The sequence below is a fragment of the Legionella quinlivanii genome, assembly GCF_003265995.1.
GTDB lineage: Bacteria > Pseudomonadota > Gammaproteobacteria > Legionellales > Legionellaceae > Legionella_C > Legionella_C quinlivanii_A.
Map to the genome: position 1 here is coordinate 17,865 of NZ_MVJN01000009.1, position 19,288 is coordinate 37,152.

The window sequence follows — 19,288 nt, forward strand, 5'->3', positions numbered from 1 at the left end:
GTTCATCCGGAAAATTGAAACGGGTGGCTCCACAGTTCATGTGATGGAGCACCAGCAATGTGGACTATAAATTAAGGGGATTTTCGTGAAATTTTCAGGACTGTTAACAGCTGGCGCATTAATTACTGCAATGTTTTCTCCAATGGCTATGGCAGATAGCAATACCGCAGCAGACACTGCCGCAACCGCTTCCATACCCGACGCGCAAAAGAAAGCGATGGAGCAGGTCATTCATGATTATTTGGTTAATAATCCCGAAGTGTTGATTGAAGCTTCCCAGGCATTGCAGCAAAAACAACAGCAAAACATGCAGCAACAAGCTCAGGCTGCAATTCAAACCAATGCTAACGATTTGTTCAACGACAAATTAACTGTTTTGGGTAATCCCAATGGCAATGTCACCCTGGTTGAATTCTTTGACTATCAGTGTATCCATTGCAAAAAAATGGCGCCTATCGTTGGTGGATTGATACAAAAAGATCCTAATCTGCGTGTTATTTACAAAGAATTTCCTATTTTTGGAAAAAGCTCTGAACAGGCCTCCCGTGCTGCTTTAGCGGCTGCGATGCAGGGCAAATACAAAGCGATGCATGATGCCTTGTTTAATCAGGATCAGAAAGTTACTGATCAAAGCATTAATGATGCGGCGAAGGCGGCTGGTCTGGATATGACCAAGTTTGCTGCGGATATGAATAGTCAAACAGTAACAGATGCTTTGGAAGCGAATCGCCAATTAGCTGAAAAACTGCATTTGATGGGAACACCCGCATTTATCGTTGCATCGACACCCAACGGCAGCTTTAAGGCCGGCAGTGAGCCAGCGTTCATTCCGGGAGCCGCCAGTGAAGAGGCATTGATTGATTTAATTAAGAAAGCGGGAAGCAACTAAGCGTTCTTGCTATTGTTAACCTGTTCTTTTATTAAGGGCAGGCTGACCTATGAAACAATAAATTGATTTATATCAGGGTTGTCCTACGTCTCGCGACTTGTTTTATAGGTATCTACACCTCACCCCCACGCCCTGCGGCTTGTCCGCAGGGTCCAGTGTTTTTCTATGAGATTCCTGGATCCCTCGGACAAGCCGAGGGACGTAGAAGCGAGGAGCAGACTCCGTTTTCAGAGATGTGTAGATACCTATGGACTTTTCGCGCGATCCATGAGTCCGCCTGGTTCCCTGGATTCTGCGACCAAGCGGCAGAATGTAGAAGTCAAGAATTGCTTTAGAAGAACGACTTCTTTTAGTAATGTCATATTTGCTACACTTTGCTGAAACATAGAGTAAATGAGATAAGAATGAATAAACCATCGACTTTCCAGGACATTATTTTGACCTTGCAACAATTCTGGGCCAATCAGGGATGCGTGATATTACAGCCCCTGGACATGGAAGTCGGTGCCGGCACCTTTCATCCAGCGACATTCCTGAGAGCCATTGGCCCGGAGCCCTGGGCTGCGGCCTATGTCCAGCCATCCAGAAGGCCGGCGGACGGGCGCTATGGTGATAATCCCAATCGCGTACAGCATTATTATCAGTTTCAGGTGATTCTGAAGCCGTCTCCACTGGATATTCAGGAAAAGTATCTTGATTCGCTGCGCGCTCTGGGAGTTGATCCCTTAACCCATGATATTCGGTTCGTAGAAGACAATTGGGAGTCTCCTACCTTGGGTGCCTGGGGATTAGGCTGGGAAGTCTGGCAAAATGGGATGGAGGTTTCTCAGTTTACGTACTTCCAGCAGGTGGGCGGCCTAAGCTGTAAACCAGTCACTGGCGAGCTCACTTATGGTCTTGAGCGTATCGCCATGGCAGTTTTAGGCGTAGATAATCTTTTTGATTTGCCCTGGTGCAAGACTCAGGACAAAACAGTGACTTATGGCGATGTGTTTCATCAGAACGAAGTGGAAATGTCAGCCTATAATTTTGAACAAGCTAATGTGGAGGCCTTATTCAGTCAGTTTGATTATTACGAAACTGAAGCTGAAAAATTAATCGCACTGGGCTTGCCTTTACCCGCTTACGAAATGGTTATTAAAGCGTCACATGCCTTTAATTTACTGGATGCGCGACATGCCATTTCGGTGACTGAGCGACAGCGCTATATTCTGCGTGTGCGCCAATTATCAAGGTCGGTTGCACAGGCTTACTATCAGGCACGCGAAGCCCTGGGCTTTCCTTTATTAAAGGTGTAAACATGGTCAATGATTTTTTATTTGAATTGGGTTGTGAAGAGTTGCCTTCCGGCTCTGTTTTGCCTCTGTCTAAAGAACTAGCCTATAACATGAAGGATGCTTTAGAAAAAGCCGAAATTGCTTATGATGAAATTAAATCATTTGCTACGCCAAGGCGCCTTGCTGTCCTGATAAGCAATGTGGCCAAAGAACAGCCCTCTCAAACCTCAGTCAAAAGAGGTCCGGCAGTCGCTGCGGCTTATGATGCGGAGGGTAAATTCACTCCTGCGCTTCTTGGGTTCGCGCGCTCCTGTGGAGTAGACGTTGAACAGCTTAGCCGCAGCAAAACCGATAAGGGCGAATGGTTTGTTTATGAAAGTCATTCACCTGGAGCACCCAGCGAAACTCTACTGCCTGCACTGGTCCAACAGGCACTGGCTAATTTGCCGATACCAAAACCCATGCGCTGGGGAACAGGTGATGATGAATTTTCACGACCTGTTCACTGGGCTGTCATGCTTTGGGGTAAGCAAATCATTAAAGCAAGCATTTTTGGTATGGCGACAGGACGCATCACCTACGGACATCGTTTTCATCATCCCCACGCTGTTCAAATAGACCAGCCTGCCGATTATGAACAAGCTTTACATAGTGCGTCGGTTGTTGCTGACTTTGGCAAACGCCGTCAATTAATAGTTGATCAGATTGAAAAAACAGCAGCAGAGGCCAGAGGAACGGCCATCATGCCTGAAGAGCTGGTGGATGAGGTGACCTCAATTGTTGAATGGCCACAGGCCCTGTTAGCCAGTTTTGATCAGGCTTTTCTGGATGTGCCTCCCGAAGCATTAATCGCTTCTATGCAATCACATCAGAAATGTTTTCCACTAAAGGATGAAAGCCAGCAGTTGATGCCCTTGTTTATTGCAATTTCAAATATTGAAAGCAAAAAGCCGAAGCAGGTGATCACGGGTAATGAAAAGGTTATGCGCGCGCGTTTAAGTGACGCGGCATTCTTTTTTGAGCAGGATAAAAAGCAGACACTTTCCAGACACCTTGATTCACTTTCGAAAGTAATTTTTCAGGCAAAACTGGGTAGTTTGCTCGACAAATCGCTCCGCATTCAAGGGATTATGGAACATCTCATAAAGCCTCTGGGTTTAGACAGAGAACAGGCAATGCGTGCAGCAGAACTTGGCAAGTGTGATTTGATGACCGGTATGGTGGGTGAGTTCCCGGAATTACAGGGCCTTATGGGATACTATTATGCCCGGCATGATGGTGAAAAGCTGGACGTTGCTGTCGCTCTTAATGAACAGTATCTGCCGCGCTTTGCGGGTGATGGTCTTCCTCAGTCTTCTCTTGGCCTAGCCCTGTCTTTGGCTGATCGCCTGGATACCCTGGTCGGAATTTTTGCAATTGGGCAGAAGCCGACTGGTATGAAAGATCCTTTCAAGCTGCGGCGACATGCTTTAGCCATTGTGCGTATGCTGGTGAGTAATAACACCGAGCTTAATCTTTCTGAATTAATTGAGGCCTCAATCAGCGCTTATGGCCGTCTGATTGATGCGAATGAGCCGGCTTTGAAAGAAATTCAAGCCTTTATTCTGGAACGCTTGCATTCCTATTATCAGGCGCAAGCTATAAGCAATGATATCGTGCTGGCTGTTCGTGCCCGCCAGGCTGACAATCTCTATGACTTTGATCAACGAATTCAGGCATTACTGCAATTTATTAACTTGCCCGAAGCGAGTTCACTATCGGCGGCCTGTAAGCGTGTCAGCAATATTCTGCAGCAGCAAAGCAATGATAACCATGTGGATTCCAGCCTGTTTTCCGAAGTTGCTGAGCAGCATCTTTATGCTTCACTTCTCGAAGTTGAGGAACGATCTAAAAGTTGGCAGGAAACTAAAAAATATTCGCTGATATTAAATCAACTAGCCGGTTTAAAAACCGCGGTTGATGCATTTTTTGAGCGAGTGATGGTTATGGTCGACGAGGAAAAAATCAGGGCCAATCGCCTGGCTTTGCTCAGTCGTTTACAGGTACTGCTCCAGAGTGTAGCAGATATTTCGGTATTACAGACGGTATCATGAATAAAGTGATTTTGCTGGATCGGGATGGAATTATTAATTCCGATTCAATCAACTATATTCGCTGCGAGGATGATTTTAATTTCTTGCCAGGCAGCAAAGAGGCTATTGCCAGGTTGACCCGCTCAGGTTATTTGCTGGGTATTGCCACCAATCAGTCCGGCGTAACGCGCGGTTATTACACTGAACAAACGCTGGAGCGGATACATCAGAAAATGCTTGGTGAGCTACAGGCGGTTGGGGGTGAAATAGCTGCCATCGAATATTGCATTCACATGCCGGATGAGGGCTGTTCATGCCGCAAACCAGAGCCTGGTTTATTGCAACGCTTGGCAAAAAGGTTTTCCTGTTCTCTCGAAGGGGTTCCTTTCGTTGGCGACAGAGTATCCGATATCCAGGCAGCAATGGCAGCTGGCGCCACCCCTGTTATGGTGCTATCGCCAATGACTGATCGAGTAGGGCTGATGAATTATCCGGAAGTTCCTGTTTACCACTCCTTGCTGGAATATGTGGAAAGTTTGCAAGGACAGGGATGATTGAAAATTTATCCATTGTCTATGAAAACGATCTGCAGTATTCGCAAGCGGAAGAGTTGTCAAAGCGCTTGAATTTGCCCATCAATTTATCAGCAAAGAACCAGTTGCTTGTCGCCAGCAAGGGTTTATCACTCAAAATTGGTCCTTTTACAGCCCAGCAGGCGAATTTTGATCCTGGCTATTGGCAAGCTCGCAAAAACGAGGGCAAAAAGCAGGGTCTGGTTCGGGCATGCAAACCACAAGCCGGTTTGCACATAATCGATGCCACAGCAGGCTGGGGACGGGATGCGGCTGTCCTTGCTTCTTTTGGAGCCAGCGTTCTGATGCTGGAGCGAAATCCGGTGATTGCGGCATTATTAGAGGATGCCTTAATGCGCCGTGATCAAGTGTCTGAAAATGCCCTCCATTTAACAGTTCTGCACTGCGATGCAATTCATTTTTTGAATGAATTAAAGGAAGAGGAGTATCCTGATATCATTTATATCGATCCCATGCATCCGGTGCGGCAAAAATCAGCGCTGGTAAAAAAAGATTTGCAGGTGCTGCAGCAGCTGATTGGCAGTGATTACGATGCAAATCAGTTATTGCAGATTGCCAGGAAAAGAGTCCGCAATAAAGTGGTTGTAAAATGGCCGCAATCCCTTCCTCCCTTGTTTCCGGCGAATTCTAATATCCCAGGCAAAACCATCCGTTTCGATGTGTATCTTCCAGTTCCCTAAAAACGGTTTGACAAGAAGAGCAATAAAAATGATATAATTGCACGCAATTTGATCATTTAGTATCCCGGCATGACTCCTCAAACCTTAATTGAACTATATATTAAACAAAAAAATAAAGCCCGTTTTTCTACAAGCAAGGTTTTTTTGGAATGCTATGAAAATGCGTTTAGAGAAGCAACTGCTGGCATTGAAATTATAGCCAGTGATGAATTTGCTCCTCCTTTATTTGAAGGTCAGCCTCCAATTCCCTTTGTGCTGTTCAAACCAAAAACTGTCAGTGCTGAGCATCCAGCGCCATTAATTATTCATACACATGGCGGTCCAAATGTATACATGTCAAAGGAAAATCTACATGCTGAAATAGCCTATTTTCTAACGCATGGTTTTGTTGTCGCCTGCCCTAATTATCGAGGGAGTACCGATTATCCAATCGAGGGTAAGGAAAAAGAGGATTGGCTTAAATGGAAGGACTCGGCTAAAGACAAGCATCATATTTATGGACCGCAGGATATTTACGCAGTGACTCAGTACATGCTTTCAATGGGCTTTATCAGTAGTCCTAAGGCAATTCTCAGAGGGGGTAGTTTTGGCTCCTTCATCAATGCGCACTTGTTAGCACAGGTAAAAAAAGGCATTTTTGAAAATCTGTTTAGCGGCGCCCATTTTAGCGGCGGCGTTAAATATCCACATGCCAGTTCGATGCCAACCGATATTCCCATTCTGATAACACATTCAGAAAAAGACGATATTGCTCCCTATTCTGATGCACAAATCTTTATGGAACATTTGTTATTACAGCATTTATCCATTCAGATCGAGAATAGAGATACCGCAGCCCTGCAAACCTATGTCGCCACAAGAGGCGACCATCATATGATTGATCCGGATCTGGGAGTGGGGCTTATTTCTAATCCGACGTCATTAGCAGAACTGACTAGCTACATCAATTATGCTACTTCTTTCGTTCATTCACTAGTTGACGGTAAAACGTTCCAGAATGTAGATTGCTATGATCAATACAAACAATTAATGTCAAACCGTGCTGAAAAACCGGAAGACCAGGCGTATCTGATAGTGAATCAGGCCCGCATTGTTGAAAGATTACGGGCAAGGCCTTTTGCAGAAGAGCTGCCGCAACCGGAACCTGCTCCTGCTGATGAACTCCCTCCAGCTTCACCCTATACACCCACGACAGGCTTGTTAAAACTATATTTGGGTAATAATTACACAGGGAATGTCAAAGCGGATTTCAGCTATTTTTTGAAACATTGTTTCCGGCCCATTAATTGGACAATAACCAAAGAGGTGCTGCCTGATGCGGGTAAACAAATGCTGGAAAACGAACAGTTTGTCGCTCAGATAGTGACCATGATTGAGCGAGAGAAAAGTTTTCTGGCTGAGCATCCGGATTATGTACCGCTTTATCACACCGCTGAATATTCCAGCATGCAACTCTATTGCTTTATTAATTTGTGGATCAAGACCTTGAGGGGAGAATTAACCAATCGTTTATCCACTATCACTGAAATGCGTTTAGTTAATTTTATCAAAAACAGTATTGATAGCATTGATATTTTTCTTCTGAAATGGCGGCGTTTACACAATAATGGCGAGACCTTCAACAATATTTTGGGCGCTCCGGACAGAATAGCCGCTTGTAATCCTTCTACCATCTCCAATTCACACAGTACCGCCTCTTCCTCCCTTTGGTGGTATTTTAAAGCAGCCTATGGGGAGCGTACCCCATTTGATGAACTGTTTGGTGATTTTTTCCGTATATTAGATATTTACTCTCCGCAGCGTTGCGCACGCTATAAACAATTTTTTGAAAGAGCCTATCATGGGTTACAGGGAAAACCGCAGGCTCTGATGCAGCAAATATTCCTCCCTAAAGAACTTGCTCATAAAAAATCGTATATGTGTCAGATATGGGGAGAAGAGTTTTCCCATAATGATATGGAGCTTTCCTCCCCCAACAGCCTTGAGTTATTAAGAAGGGACCCTGGACAATTTGAAATGAAGCTTCGTGAACAGAAGCATGCTTTTCAAAATTTTGGAAATTGTCCTGGATTTGGTGACACAGATAATGGGTTCAACTACGCCGGTTTGCTGCAAAATCGTTGGATGGCCGGTGAGCTTGAAGGCGTAGTGATATATTCACATTTTCGAGATGAACAACAACACCAGGCTTTTGTAGCCGAATTAAGTGAGCTAGTGCTGGAAGACTTTTCCGATTTTCTTGCCAATGCCACCGACTTGCACGACTCAGTGATCCCTGGCTCTTATCAAACCAAGCCTCGGCTTTACGAGGAATGGGGTTTATTTAAGAGGCCTACCCGAGTAAGCGATCATTTATTCTATAAACAACAGCTGCAGCTTTTCAGGGGAGAGGTCGAGAATCCGCAGGGTAAAATATTTGAATTGATTTTCCAGGTTGATAGAGACTCCAAGATTAAAATGCAGGAGCGTTTAAGGCAAACGAATGGCGGCGATCCTGGCAGCAAGCATGTTTTCATTTACTCCCTTTGCCGGTATTTGAAAGGTTATACCTATTATGAACTTCTGGAAGAAATAGCGAAGAAGACAATTCTTGAACCGGAAGAGAATTTGAAGAAAAAATATCCGCCAGACTATTTACGCTTCGCACCAAATAATTACCCATATTTTATGAGCATGGTTCAGCAGTTTAGTACACCGGATGCAGTAGAGGCCTATGATCTCAGTTCCAATGAATATCATGAGTTTTACAAGTTATGCCAGGATAAAATCAGAGGGTTTTCCTATCGTCGTAGTGGTAAAGACGAAAGTGATTTTTTTCTTGAGACTTCCAAAGGTACTTGTTATGCGGTGGACCTATGGGATATGGAATTATGGACTGCTATTGAATGTGCGCAAAGACACGCCAGATTGTGTAAAGAAAGGAATAACGGTCACGATGTTCGGTCGAGAGTGGAACTACTTTACTGATTTTAAAAGAAGACTTAATCGAAGTAGAGTTTTAGTTCTCACATTCTTGAATGTGAGAACTAAAAAGGAAATTATGCAGACATCGCTTTGATACGAGCACTCAGACGGCTTTTAATACGGGCTGCTTTATTTTTATGAATCAGGCCCTTGCCAGCCGCTTTGTCAATAACAGGTTGTGCTTTGGCATAAGCTGCTTTAGCTGCTTCATGGTCACCTGTTTCAACGGCTTTCAGTACATTTTTAACAAAAGTACGGTACATTGAGCGCGCACTGGCATTATGTTGGCGCAATTTAATGTTTTGACGGGCGCGTTTAATTGCTGACTTAATATTTGCCACTTAAAATCTCCACTGAGTAAGACAGCAGCCATTCGTTCTATTCAGGCTACGGACTATATATCAAAAGATGCAGATCATGCACAATGCACTCGATTTTGTCAATATTTATGAAGTTTCAAACAGGGATAATTTTGATATTCCTGAAATGGAGTCTCTCCGGCCTGCATTTGACGAATTAATTTAAGGTCTTTGTGTGCTTATTATAATCACGATGGCAATAATGTGTTATAATGGTGCATTTTGTTTCCCTTAAGTCCAGCATGAAAGTAAAATTTGAGAATTTCCAAAAATACACCATTTCTGTTTCCCTTGATGAGGGGCGGTTGCAGTTTAAGTTGCGCACATCAAGTGAGTCCTTTAGAACCAATGATTACCAGTTAACTGAGTCATTTAAGTCTTTGTCGACTTTTCCGGCTTCTCAGAATAACGAGCAGCTTCTCTGTACATTCATTCAAGAGCAGTTTAAGACGTTGAACCCCAGGCAGGTGGAAGTCGTTGATGTGATGCCTTCAGGGAAAAAAGTCGTTATTGGTGTATCTTATGGCCTGATGGGCGGCGTCACTAGTAACCAGATACTTAAATTGACATTTTCAGGGGTTCAGATGGTTGCTGCTGTGGCAGTGGGGACTTTAAATCCTGTCGCGGGAGCTGTATTAATGAGCTCAGCGACTGGAACTGCCATAAAAGTGCTACAGGATAAAAATTGCAGTACACGTGACTATTTTAAAACAGCTCTGATTAATGGAACTGCGACTCTCGCGGGTGGTGGTCCTGCGGCTCTGGTTGGAGAAGGGTATAAGGCCATAATTTTGGCAGGTGCCTTGAGTCGACCTACTGCAAAAGTCATGGAGGCAGTAGTGGATAATAAGAAGCTGCCTTCTGGGAAAGAATTGATAGGTGAGGTGGTAGTTGGTGGAATTACGAATGTTGTGGGTAATAAAACGTCCGAATGGACCTCGAAGGCATCTCAACTTGTACTGAGTAAATTGATTAATCCTGCCAGCTCAGCGCTCAAAGCGGTTGTTAACCAGTCACTTACCGCCGCGACAGCCGCAACCAGCAGCCAGGTGACTTCAACGCTAACTGAAAACATAATTCTTCAGCAGCCTTTGGGTAAGAACCTCGAGCCTGCTACTCTTGTTGCTACCGCACTGGCTTCAGGAGCTGCAGGTGGTATCCATGCCTATATGAATCATCAGGACAAAAGGGTCAAATTAACCGTGCAGGATGATGATGGCAATGAGCGCGTTCTGTGGAGCGGCAGTGAGCAGGATTATGAGGATTACGACATTGCTGAGAAGGTCAAAGAATGGCAGGAAGTGATGGATCTCGATCAACTGACAGAGAGACTGGCAGAAATAACTGGCGAAAAAAGCTCAGGAAAAAGAAAAGCAGATGATGATGGCGATGAAATATCCCGAGTTAAAAGAGCCAGAGTTGAACCGCTTGTTCCTTTTGAAAAATGGGATGACTCACTGACTGCGGAGAAATTAGTTAAGACCGAGCGGCATGCCGGAGGAGGCATACAGGCTATTGCTCAACGAATGGCTGATACTTTGGCCTGTAAGTTTTGGGGCGGGGATCCTGCCTATCATGATAGCGCTGCAAAAGAAGCGATGCGTGTACAGTTTGAGAAAGATCAGGAGGGTAGTTCAAAAAGGCATGAAAAACGCCTGATCCGCTCGGCAACCCGATACATGGAATCCAATAGAGCTGAACCCGCTGCCAAAGCCTTGCTCGCTCAATACGAATCTCAAAAACCAGTCACTGTACAAACGGTTAAATATTTAAATAGCGTGCCTCAAGCCAACCTCATAGTACAGGTTTTTATAGAGAAAATTGACAAGGAATTCAAAAAAGCCGGGTATTCGCCTCTGAATGGACAACAAAAAACGGAACTAACGATGATTTGCAATCAACATCTGGAAACCACTGCAACTGACAGACAAAGGGATTCTTTTATTAACGCCTGTTTTGCAACAGCGGGAGGTAATTTTCCCCCAAAAGATATTGCGAAGGGCAGAGAAATATTTGCACTGGCTCAGGAAACTGCTGTAAAGATAGGGCGGCGTCAATTTGGCGGTTTAGACGAGGTGAAACAGGAGCGTGTACATAAAAACAGAACCAAGGTCTTAAAGAGTGTGGTAAGAGTGGGCGAACAAGCCGTTAAAGAAGTATTTAAAGGCGGTGTGGGAGTTGGCGTGCAAACGAATGGTCAGGATGTGAAAGCAACGGTTGGAACGGCCAAACAGCCTGATGCCATCCCTGTATATAACTCAGGAGAGAAAGGACAGTTCAGCAAGCAGTTGGATGAGGCAGTCAATAAGCCTGCTCCTGCTCGAGAGCAGCCTGTATCAATGGATATCGAGGAAACAGTGCTTTTACAGAAATCGGCTCTGCCTGCAACATTGCCCTTATCGCTGAAAAGACCGGCTCTTCCTGAAAAAGCAAAGAATACTCCCCCTCAAAAGAAAGTGGCTAAAGAAAAAACAAGCGCTTCTTCGAGCAAAGCTGAACGTACCAAATTGACTATACCTACTAAAGAAAAACAGAAAGAAAAAGATAAGAAAGACAACACACGCTGGCGTGATCCCAAGACGGGTCGATATACCACTGCCCCTCAGAAACAAATTCCAACTGGCGGTATTGGCTTTTTTAATAAACCAGGCCTTAGCATCAGAGACGCTGATAGAACAGCAGCTGTTTCGAACAGTGTTTCCTTTGTGGAGCCTGTGAAGCTGAGCGAAAATATACAAGTGGAATTGACGAAGTCGACCAGTGTGTCGGCTGTCCAGGTCACTACGGAAAGCGGCATACCCTCAGTCAGTGTTGCAGCTTCCACCCGTCTCGAGGTTTTAAAAACCGAGGGTGGCAGCCGCGTGGATTTGTTTACTGGCGATGTCACTGGCAATGTATCCTCTGAGGGGTTTAGTGTGGGTGCCCGGGTTTCTGCGGCAAAAGGACAGACTTTTTTCCGGTCGAAGCCAAGTTGCAATCAGGATACCTGTACAACAGTGACCGTAGTAGGTGAACTGAGCCTTCTCAGCGCGGGAGGAGAAGTGGGATTTTCGAATAAAGAAAATAAAACCAGTGTCAAGCTTGGTGTCGGGGTTGGGCCAATCGGTGCATCCACACAGGTGATTGTTGAAAAAAGCAAAAATTATACGAACGGTTCAGTAGAGGGTCCGGAGATGTCGGATATGATTGTTAAGACAAGAATGAAATAAATTTACCTACGTCCCGTGGTTTGCTCCATGGGTATCTACACATCTCAGAAAACACTGTCTGCTCCTAGTCTCTACGTCCCTCGGACAAGTGTATAGCCGAGGGACGTAGGGGAGTAGGGGTAAAGCCTTAAGTACGTGACATTAGGCCATATAGCTAATTGCAAAATTTACGCAGGTTAATGGTAGTGAGCGTTAGACTCATTTGGTAATTAATGGGATAATCATTCTTTCTTTTAAATCTGAATAATCATGTCTGCGACTGAGATAATGCTTCCAAAACAACAAAGTCTGCTGCGCTCAACCACACTGGTTTCCGTGATGACATTCATTTCAAGAATGACCGGTTTTGCCCGTGATGTGGTCATCGCCCAGCTTTTTGGCGCAGGGGCCGGAATGGACGCCTTTTTTGTAGCGTTTCGGATCCCCAATTTTATGCGGCGCTTATTTGCCGAAGGCGCATTCTCACAAGCTTTTGTTCCGGTTTTGGCTGAATACCAGCAAACTCAGTCCGTTGATGATGTGCGTCTGTTTATCGCGCGCGTTTCAGGCCAATTATCCGCAGTGCTCTCGGTAGTCACTCTAATCGGTATTCTGGCCACGCCGCTGATTATTTTTATTTTTGCTCCCGGTTTTGGAGAGGGGAGTCCGCGCAGTTTGCTGGCTACTGAAATGCTGCGTATTACGTTTCCCTATCTGATGTTAGTTTCGCTAACCGCAATGGCGGGGGCTGTGTTGAATACCTATGGCTATTTTGCCATTCCGGCAATAACCCCGGTTATGTTAAATCTGAGCATGATCCTGGCCGCCTGGTATTTAAGCCCCCTGTTGCCTCAGCCGGTTGTCGCACTGGCCTGGGGAGTATTTATTGCCGGTGTCGCCCAGTTTCTGTTTCAGCTGCCTTTTCTTTATAAAAGAACCTTATTGGTAAGACCCCGTCTGGCGCGAAAGGACGAAGGGGTTAAGCGGGTGATGAAATTAATGATTCCGGCGCTTTTTGGCGTTTCCATTGCCCAGTTAAACTTAATGGTCGACTCAATTTTTGCCTCTTTCTTAAAAGTAGGTTCCGTTTCCTGGCTTTACTACACGGATCGCCTGACTGATTTTCCTCTTGGTGTTTTTGGTGTGGCAATTGCCACGGTTATTTTGCCTCATTTGTCACGCCGGCATGCCGAGCAAAACAATGAACGCTATTCGCGGGCGCTGGACTGGGGATTAAGGCTTATTTTATTAATTGGCTTGCCCGCAGGTATTGGCCTGGCTGTTTTTTCCATGCCAATGATTGCCTGTTGTTTTTCCTATGGCAAATTCAACTTAAATGATCTTCTGCAAACTCAGAAAAGCCTGATTGCATTAGGCAGTGGCGTGCCTGCTTTTATGATGATCAAGGTACTCGCCTCAGGGTTTTATGCTCGTCAGGATATTAAAACGCCGGTAAAAATCGGAGCCATCGCAATGGTGGTTAACAGTATTCTTTGCGCTGTATTGATATGGCCCCTGGCCCATGCAGGCCTGGCGCTTTCTTCGACCCTTGCGGGTTATGTAAATTGCGGATTGCTTATTTTTCTGCTTTTGCGTAAAAAAATTTACCATCCGGCAAAAGCTTGGCTAAAATTTATAATGCAGTTGTTGTTTGCCAATACATTAATTGCCGTTTATCTCTATTATGCCAGTGGCGATGTCCAAACGTGGTTGCATCTTTCATCGGTTATGAGGCTCATGCTGCTGTTCGCTCATGTGGGTGCGGCAATTCTTATTTATTTTTCAGCACTGTATTTAACCGGTGTAAAACCCCGGCAATTTCGCGGACTAACTAAGGAGTAGGCTATGCAGGCAGAATTATTTTATAAACACCAAGGTCAGGATATTGTTCCTGTTTTTCTGCTTGCTAAACAGGATTGGGCCTCGGGAATGCCGGAGCTGATTGCCTCTGAAAGAAACCAGTTTTTTACCCAGCGCTTCAAGGGAAATGCGGGCGATATTTGCATTATTAGCGGCGACAATGGTAAATGTCAGAAAGTTTATCTGGGAGCTGGGGAAGCTAACAATTATTCCCTGTCGCTGGCTATTGCTGCTTCCCGCCTGCCAGAAGGGAATTATCAGCTGCAGCAGGATTTGAGCAATGCAGATATCATTTTCTGGGGATTAGCCCAATATTGCTATGACCGTTATAAAAAGCAGGAAATACAGCCGCGAGTTTTGATACTTAAAGATAATCTGAAGGATATTATTCAGGATGTGGATGCCGCATTTTTAGTCCGAGACCTGATTAATGCACCCACTAACTGTATGGGGCCTGAGGATTTGGCGGATGTTGTAAAAGCGATGGCCACTCGTTATGAAGCAAGTTTTCAGGAGTGGGTTGGTGATGAGCTTCTCACAGCCAATTTTCCTGCCATACATGCAGTGGGAAGAGCCTCTGTTCATCAGCCGCGCTTATTAAACTTAAACTGGGGAAAGGAAGATCATCCCAAGGTTTGTCTGGTTGGAAAAGGAGTTTGTTTTGACAGCGGCGGTCTGGATATTAAACCTTCTAACTTCATGCGTCTGATGAAAAAAGATATGGGTGGAGCAGCGCAAGTGCTAGGTCTGGCTCAGTGGATTATGGATAAGCAACTCCCGGTCAGACTGCAAGTGTTAATCCCCGCTGTAGAAAATGCTATCGGTCCGGACGCCTATCGTCCTGGCGACGTGTTAACGATGAGAAATGGTCTTACTGTGGAAGTGGATAACACTGATGCGGAAGGACGATTAGTTCTTGCTGATGCGCTTGCTCTGGCGGGTGAGGAGAAACCAGAGCTTATCATTGATTTTGCCACCTTAACCGGAGCTGCGAGAACTGCAGTAGGTACCGAGATTTCAGCCTTGTTCTGTAATGACGATGCATTGGCGAATGAGCTCTACGATACGGCAGTGAGGGTCAATGATCCGGTATGGCGTCTGCCGCTTTATGCACCTTACGCGCCTTTGCTGGATTCTTCAATTGCAGATTTATCCAATTGTTCCGCGGCGCCTTATGCCGGAGCAATTGTTGCCGCTTTATTTTTACAACGCTTTATTCCCGCAGACACTCCCTGGCTCCATTTTGATGTGATGGCCTGGAACACTTCCTCCAAACCAGGAAAACCCGAAGGCGGAGAGGCGATGGGTATTCGGGCAGTAGGTGAATATTTGCTTGCACGATTCAGAAGCTCTTGATTAAGCGCTTATAAATTGCAAAGATAGGTCCACGATGAACAGGCAATGCCATGTTCATCACCTATTTGGACCATTCAACGATAAGGATATTAATCTTGAATATCTTGCAAGAAAATCAGTCAGCTATTTCGCAAGCCTCATTTCTGAATGATGAAACGAAAACCAGAGCCAGTGGAAAAACAGCCCGTTTCAGCGCTTTAGATATACAGCGCGGTCTGATTATGATGATGATGGCTTTTTCTCACGGCCGCGAATACATTGGGTCGGATAGTTATTCCAATTATCATATGGATGCTTCTCCTGCATGGAAGGGTGATTTTTGGGTCGATTTTTTCCAGCAAGTGGGTGTATCGTCCATTGTCGCAGGTGGATTCTTTATGATGATGGGCATCGGAATTCACTTTCTATGGCATTCTCGTCTGAAGGAAGGTTACCACCCAAATGAAGTTTGGCGATACTTGCTAACCCGTGGGGCAGTGATGGTAACCGTTCAGTTTACTATCATGGCTTTCTTTGAAACCATTTCCTCCGAGCATTTTTATTTATACGTAGGTGTTCTTTATGCCTTGGGCATATGCATGATGTTAGCGGCTTGTTGCTTAAGATTAATTGAAGCCATAAAACAAACTGCCTGGGGTAAAGCACATTCTGCTATCGAATATTGGCTGCCGTTAATGATTGGCGTCGGAATAATAATTATCAACCAGTTACTGGTGTTTCAGATTCAAGCCTCGGATATTTCTCCCACCTTGGGCAAAATTCTGTTGTTACTAGGGGGAGGCTATGACATTCACGGGATTCATGTGGATTTTGATTTTATGCCCTTTCCCTGGTTCCCTGCAGTCGCCTTTGGACTCATTATTGGCAAGATCATTTCTCGTCGAGATGGGAAAAGCATTAAACTTTTGCAGTGGATAGCATTGGCTTTGCTGGCAAGCTGGTTTTTGATAAAAACTGCCTATTTACAGGGAATATTTTCCTGGGGTGATTATAAGTTACTGGTACCTGGTGAACATCTGGATTGGCGTGCGTATTTCTGCTCCAGTAAATACCCTCCCAGTCTTTCCTATTTCCTTTTTGCCTGGGGCATTAACCTGACAGGAATTCTGCTGTGGCTAAAACTGGAAAACCGTATCGGACACATACCCGTTGTTCTGCAGCCCTTGAAAACCTTTGGCCAATGCGCGTTGTTCTTTTTCATTTGTCATTGGTATCTCTATTATATAATTTCCATACTGTTACCCGCTAAACTCAGCTCGGCAAGTGGACTCCTGGGTTTCTGGCTAATGGGATTAATGCTCATGTATCCTGCCTGTTATTTTTATCGCAATTTCAAAATGACAAAATCCAAAGAGTCCTTATGGAGAATGTTTTAAGCCACAAGCTTAAATGCCGATAGAACTTGTAGTTCGTATGGCTGGACTTTGTCGTCCAGCCTCGATAATAGTTTGCATCTGACGTGAAAAAGCGCATAATAGTTGGTTTTTGACGAAATGAATTAAGCCAATGAAACTGACTGTCGAAAATTTGCTTACTGATGCGATTCACTCCCTGAAAGCCTCTAACATTATCCCACAGGACGTTGAGGTTGAGATTAAAGTAGAACGCAGTAAAGACACTTCACATGGCGATTTTGCCAGCAATCTAGCCTTGATATTGGCAAAGCCCTGCCGTCAGGCTCCTCGTCAGCTAGCCGAGTTATTGATTAAAGCAATAGGCCAACCGGAGAGCATTGCAAAAATTGAAATTGCAGGCCCCGGTTTTATCAATTTTTTTATGCAAAAAGATAGCTTGTCACAGGTGATTGCGACTGTTTTGGAACAGCAGGAACATTATGGTCACAGTGATCTCGGCAAGCAGCAGTCTGTATTAATTGAGTTCGTGTCGGCCAATCCCACGGGGCCTCTGCATGTAGGTCATGGCCGTGGAGCCGCGTTTGGCGCCACGCTGGCGAATCTGCTAAGTGCTGCGGGCTATAAAGTGAGCCGCGAATACTATGTGAATGACGCCGGAAGGCAAATGAATATTCTGGCTGTCAGTGTCTGGTTGAGGTATTTGACGCTGACCGGCGAGACGATTACATTTCCGGCCAACGGTTATCGTGGGGAATATGTTAATGATATTGCTGCTGCAGTATTTGAAGAGCATGGCGATGAATATAGAAAGGCCTGGACTTTAATCAGGGAAAACCTGCCTGCCGATGAGCCCGAAGGCGGTGACAAGGAACTCTATATTGATGCGATTATCGAACGCTGCAAGCAATTACTGGGTCTTGATGGGTTTAAATATTTTCATAAAGCAGCGCTTGATTCTGTTCTGGATGATATTAAAGACGATCTGGAAGACTTTGGTGTTCATTTTGATTGCTGGTTCTCAGAACAGCATCTGCTGGAAGACGGTTCGATTGAAAAAGGGATCCAGGCTTTGAAAGATGCCGGGCACACCTATACCAACGAAGGCGCGCTATGGTTTAAGGCGACCGATTTTGATGATGAGAAGGACAGAGTGTTAGTCCGCGCTAATGGTCAAACGACCTATTTTGCCTCAGATGTTGCATACCACTGGAATAAATATGATCGCGGTTTTGACCGTGTAGTTGATATTTTTGGCGCCGATCATCACGGTTATATTTCTCGAATCCGCGCAGCGGTTAATGCTTTGGGCCATGATGACAGTGCGCTGGATGTGTTACTGGTACAGTTTGCTATTTTATACCGTGGCGGGCATCGTGTTCAGATGTCTACCCGAAGCGGCTCTTTTGTGACTCTGCGTGAGTTGCGAGAAGAGGTGGGTAAGGATGCGGCTCGCTTTTTTTATGTTATGCGTAAACCGGAGCAGCACATGGACTTTGATTTGGATTTGGCCAAATCCCAGTCCAATGATAATCCAGTCTATTACATTCAGTATGCTCACGCGCGCATTAGCAGTGTATTAAGGCAATTAAAGGAAAGAGGTTTAAGCTGGAGCCAGGAAACAGGCCTGGCGAATATTTCAAAACTGACTGAACCTCATGAACTGGCTTTGATGACTTTGATCAGTCGATATCCCGAAGTGATTGCTTCAGCAGCTGCTGTTTGTGAACCGCATCAGATTGCCTATTATCTGCGTGAACTCGCAAACGGGCTTCATAGTTATTACAATGCCGTGACTTTATTGTGTGAACAAGATACTCTACGTTCTACAAGATTGTGTTTATTGACTGCTGTAAGGCAGGTCTTAAGGAATGGTTTACAATTATTGGGCGTATCATGCCCAGAGAGCATGTGATGGCAAAGGATTACGTAAGAAAGCGACAGTCACGACAACGAAGCAATGCGCCCCGTCAATTGCTATTGTTGCTGGCCTCTTTTTTGGGCGGTTATCTTACCGCCACGATTTTCGATTTTACCAGCTTGAGCGCATGGCTGAATAAACATGTGCTTGCTGCTCAGGAAATTCATCCCGAGGCAACAGTACCTGCTAAAAAGGCCGAAGCCCCAAAACCAAAATTTGAGTTTTATACCCTGTTGGCAAAAGATTCCAGTCCTCAGGTATTGGCTAACCGGCCAGGAGCCGGCACACCCCGTGCGATTCCCTCTACAAATACTCTAACCGCGCAACAAGCTGCACAACAGTCTTCTCAGGTAGCCCGCGTATCGACAGCGCCGGCAACTACCGCTAAAACGCCAGCCCCGGCAGCACCACAAGCAGTAACTGTTGCAGAAAGCAAACCAGTGATAGCTCCGGCAGCCAAAAATACGAAAGAGTATTACCTGGTGCAAATTGCTTCCTTCAATCGACGCCCGGATGCTGAACAAGTGAAAGCCAATCTGGTATTAAAAGGGTTTGATGTAATGATAACCTCTGCTCCACAGGGACAGGTTACCTGGTATCGGGTACTTCTTGGTCCCTATCGTTCTAAAGCGCTGGCAGAGAAAGCGCAGGCCGATGTGGCTCGCAGCGAGCATATGAAAGGAATGATTCGCAAAATGGATGCGTAAACCGTTTAGCATGTATTCCTTCGCGAAAGCGAAGGGTTTAATGGAAATGGATAATGTCAGGCCAGGGATG

13 protein-coding genes are annotated in these 19,288 nt (G+C 45.2%); 12 read left to right on the forward strand and 1 reads right to left on the reverse strand.

The genetic code is table 11. The features are described from left to right. The first annotated feature begins 85 nt into the window (after window positions 1-85). The 6 genes from B1207_RS12025 to B1207_RS12050 all read left to right on the forward strand — a co-directional run bounded on the left by B1207_RS12025 (window position 86) and on the right by B1207_RS12050 (window position 8,478). Complete coding sequence (locus tag B1207_RS12025) at window positions 86-889, forward strand: DsbA family protein (RefSeq protein ID WP_112220211.1); 804 nt, start codon at window positions 86-88, stop codon at window positions 887-889. A 404-nt stretch (window positions 890-1,293) separates the two neighbouring features. Next, window positions 1,294-2,187, forward strand: a complete 894-nt coding sequence (gene glyQ / locus B1207_RS12030; protein ID WP_112220212.1) for a glycine--tRNA ligase subunit alpha — start codon at window positions 1,294-1,296, stop codon at window positions 2,185-2,187. Between the two features lie 2 nt (window positions 2,188-2,189). Beyond that, complete coding sequence (glyS, locus tag B1207_RS12035; RefSeq protein WP_112220213.1) at window positions 2,190-4,259, forward strand: glycine--tRNA ligase subunit beta; 2,070 nt, start codon at window positions 2,190-2,192, stop codon at window positions 4,257-4,259. Then, complete coding sequence (gene gmhB / locus B1207_RS12040) at window positions 4,256-4,792, forward strand: D-glycero-beta-D-manno-heptose 1,7-bisphosphate 7-phosphatase (RefSeq protein WP_112220214.1); 537 nt, start codon at window positions 4,256-4,258, stop codon at window positions 4,790-4,792. Before glyS ends, gmhB begins: the two co-directional genes overlap by 4 nt. Continuing rightward, a complete protein-coding gene (locus B1207_RS12045; RefSeq protein WP_112220215.1) occupies window positions 4,789-5,511 on the forward strand; it encodes a class I SAM-dependent methyltransferase in 723 nt (240 codons plus the stop codon). The genes gmhB and B1207_RS12045 overlap by 4 nt, the downstream gene beginning before the upstream one ends. Window positions 5,512-5,580: 69 nt before the next feature. After that, the gene (locus B1207_RS12050) at window positions 5,581-8,478 is read left to right on the forward strand and encodes an alpha/beta hydrolase family protein (RefSeq protein ID WP_112220216.1); all 2,898 of its coding nucleotides are present in this window, start codon (window positions 5,581-5,583) and stop codon (window positions 8,476-8,478) included. A gap of 71 nt (window positions 8,479-8,549) precedes the next feature. Here B1207_RS12050 and rpsT read toward each other — a convergent pair whose 3' ends face one another. Continuing rightward, window positions 8,550-8,816, reverse strand: coding sequence for a 30S ribosomal protein S20 (gene rpsT / locus B1207_RS12055; RefSeq protein WP_058507698.1), 267 nt, complete (start codon window positions 8,814-8,816; stop codon window positions 8,550-8,552). 260 nt (window positions 8,817-9,076) lie between these two features. On the opposite strand from rpsT, the gene B1207_RS12060 reads away from it, so the two are divergent. The 6 genes from B1207_RS12060 (at window position 9,077) to B1207_RS12085 (ending at window position 19,218) form a co-directional block, all read left to right on the forward strand. After that, window positions 9,077-12,043 (forward strand): hypothetical protein, encoded by a 2,967-nt coding sequence (locus B1207_RS12060; RefSeq protein ID WP_146740069.1) that lies wholly within the window; start codon window positions 9,077-9,079, stop codon window positions 12,041-12,043. 249 nt (window positions 12,044-12,292) lie between these two features. Then, window positions 12,293-13,864, forward strand: a complete 1,572-nt coding sequence (gene murJ / locus B1207_RS12065) for a murein biosynthesis integral membrane protein MurJ (RefSeq protein WP_112220218.1) — start codon at window positions 12,293-12,295, stop codon at window positions 13,862-13,864. A 3-nt stretch (window positions 13,865-13,867) separates the two neighbouring features. Continuing rightward, window positions 13,868-15,238 carry a leucyl aminopeptidase family protein gene (locus B1207_RS12070; protein ID WP_112220219.1) on the forward strand — a complete coding sequence of 457 codons (1,371 nt, stop codon included), beginning with the start codon at window positions 13,868-13,870 and terminating at the stop codon, window positions 15,236-15,238. A gap of 95 nt (window positions 15,239-15,333) precedes the next feature. Continuing rightward, a complete protein-coding gene (locus tag B1207_RS12075) occupies window positions 15,334-16,614 on the forward strand; it encodes a heparan-alpha-glucosaminide N-acetyltransferase domain-containing protein (RefSeq protein ID WP_172458297.1) in 1,281 nt (426 codons plus the stop codon). Window positions 16,615-16,744: 130 nt separating this feature from the next. Next, entirely contained in the window at window positions 16,745-18,505 is a 1,761-nt protein-coding gene (gene argS / locus B1207_RS12080; RefSeq protein ID WP_112220221.1) for an arginine--tRNA ligase, read from the forward strand. Next, window positions 18,505-19,218 carry an SPOR domain-containing protein gene (locus B1207_RS12085; protein ID WP_165483127.1) on the forward strand — a complete coding sequence of 238 codons (714 nt, stop codon included), beginning with the start codon at window positions 18,505-18,507 and terminating at the stop codon, window positions 19,216-19,218. Before argS ends, B1207_RS12085 begins: the two co-directional genes overlap by 1 nt. Window positions 19,219-19,288 lie beyond the last annotated feature (70 nt).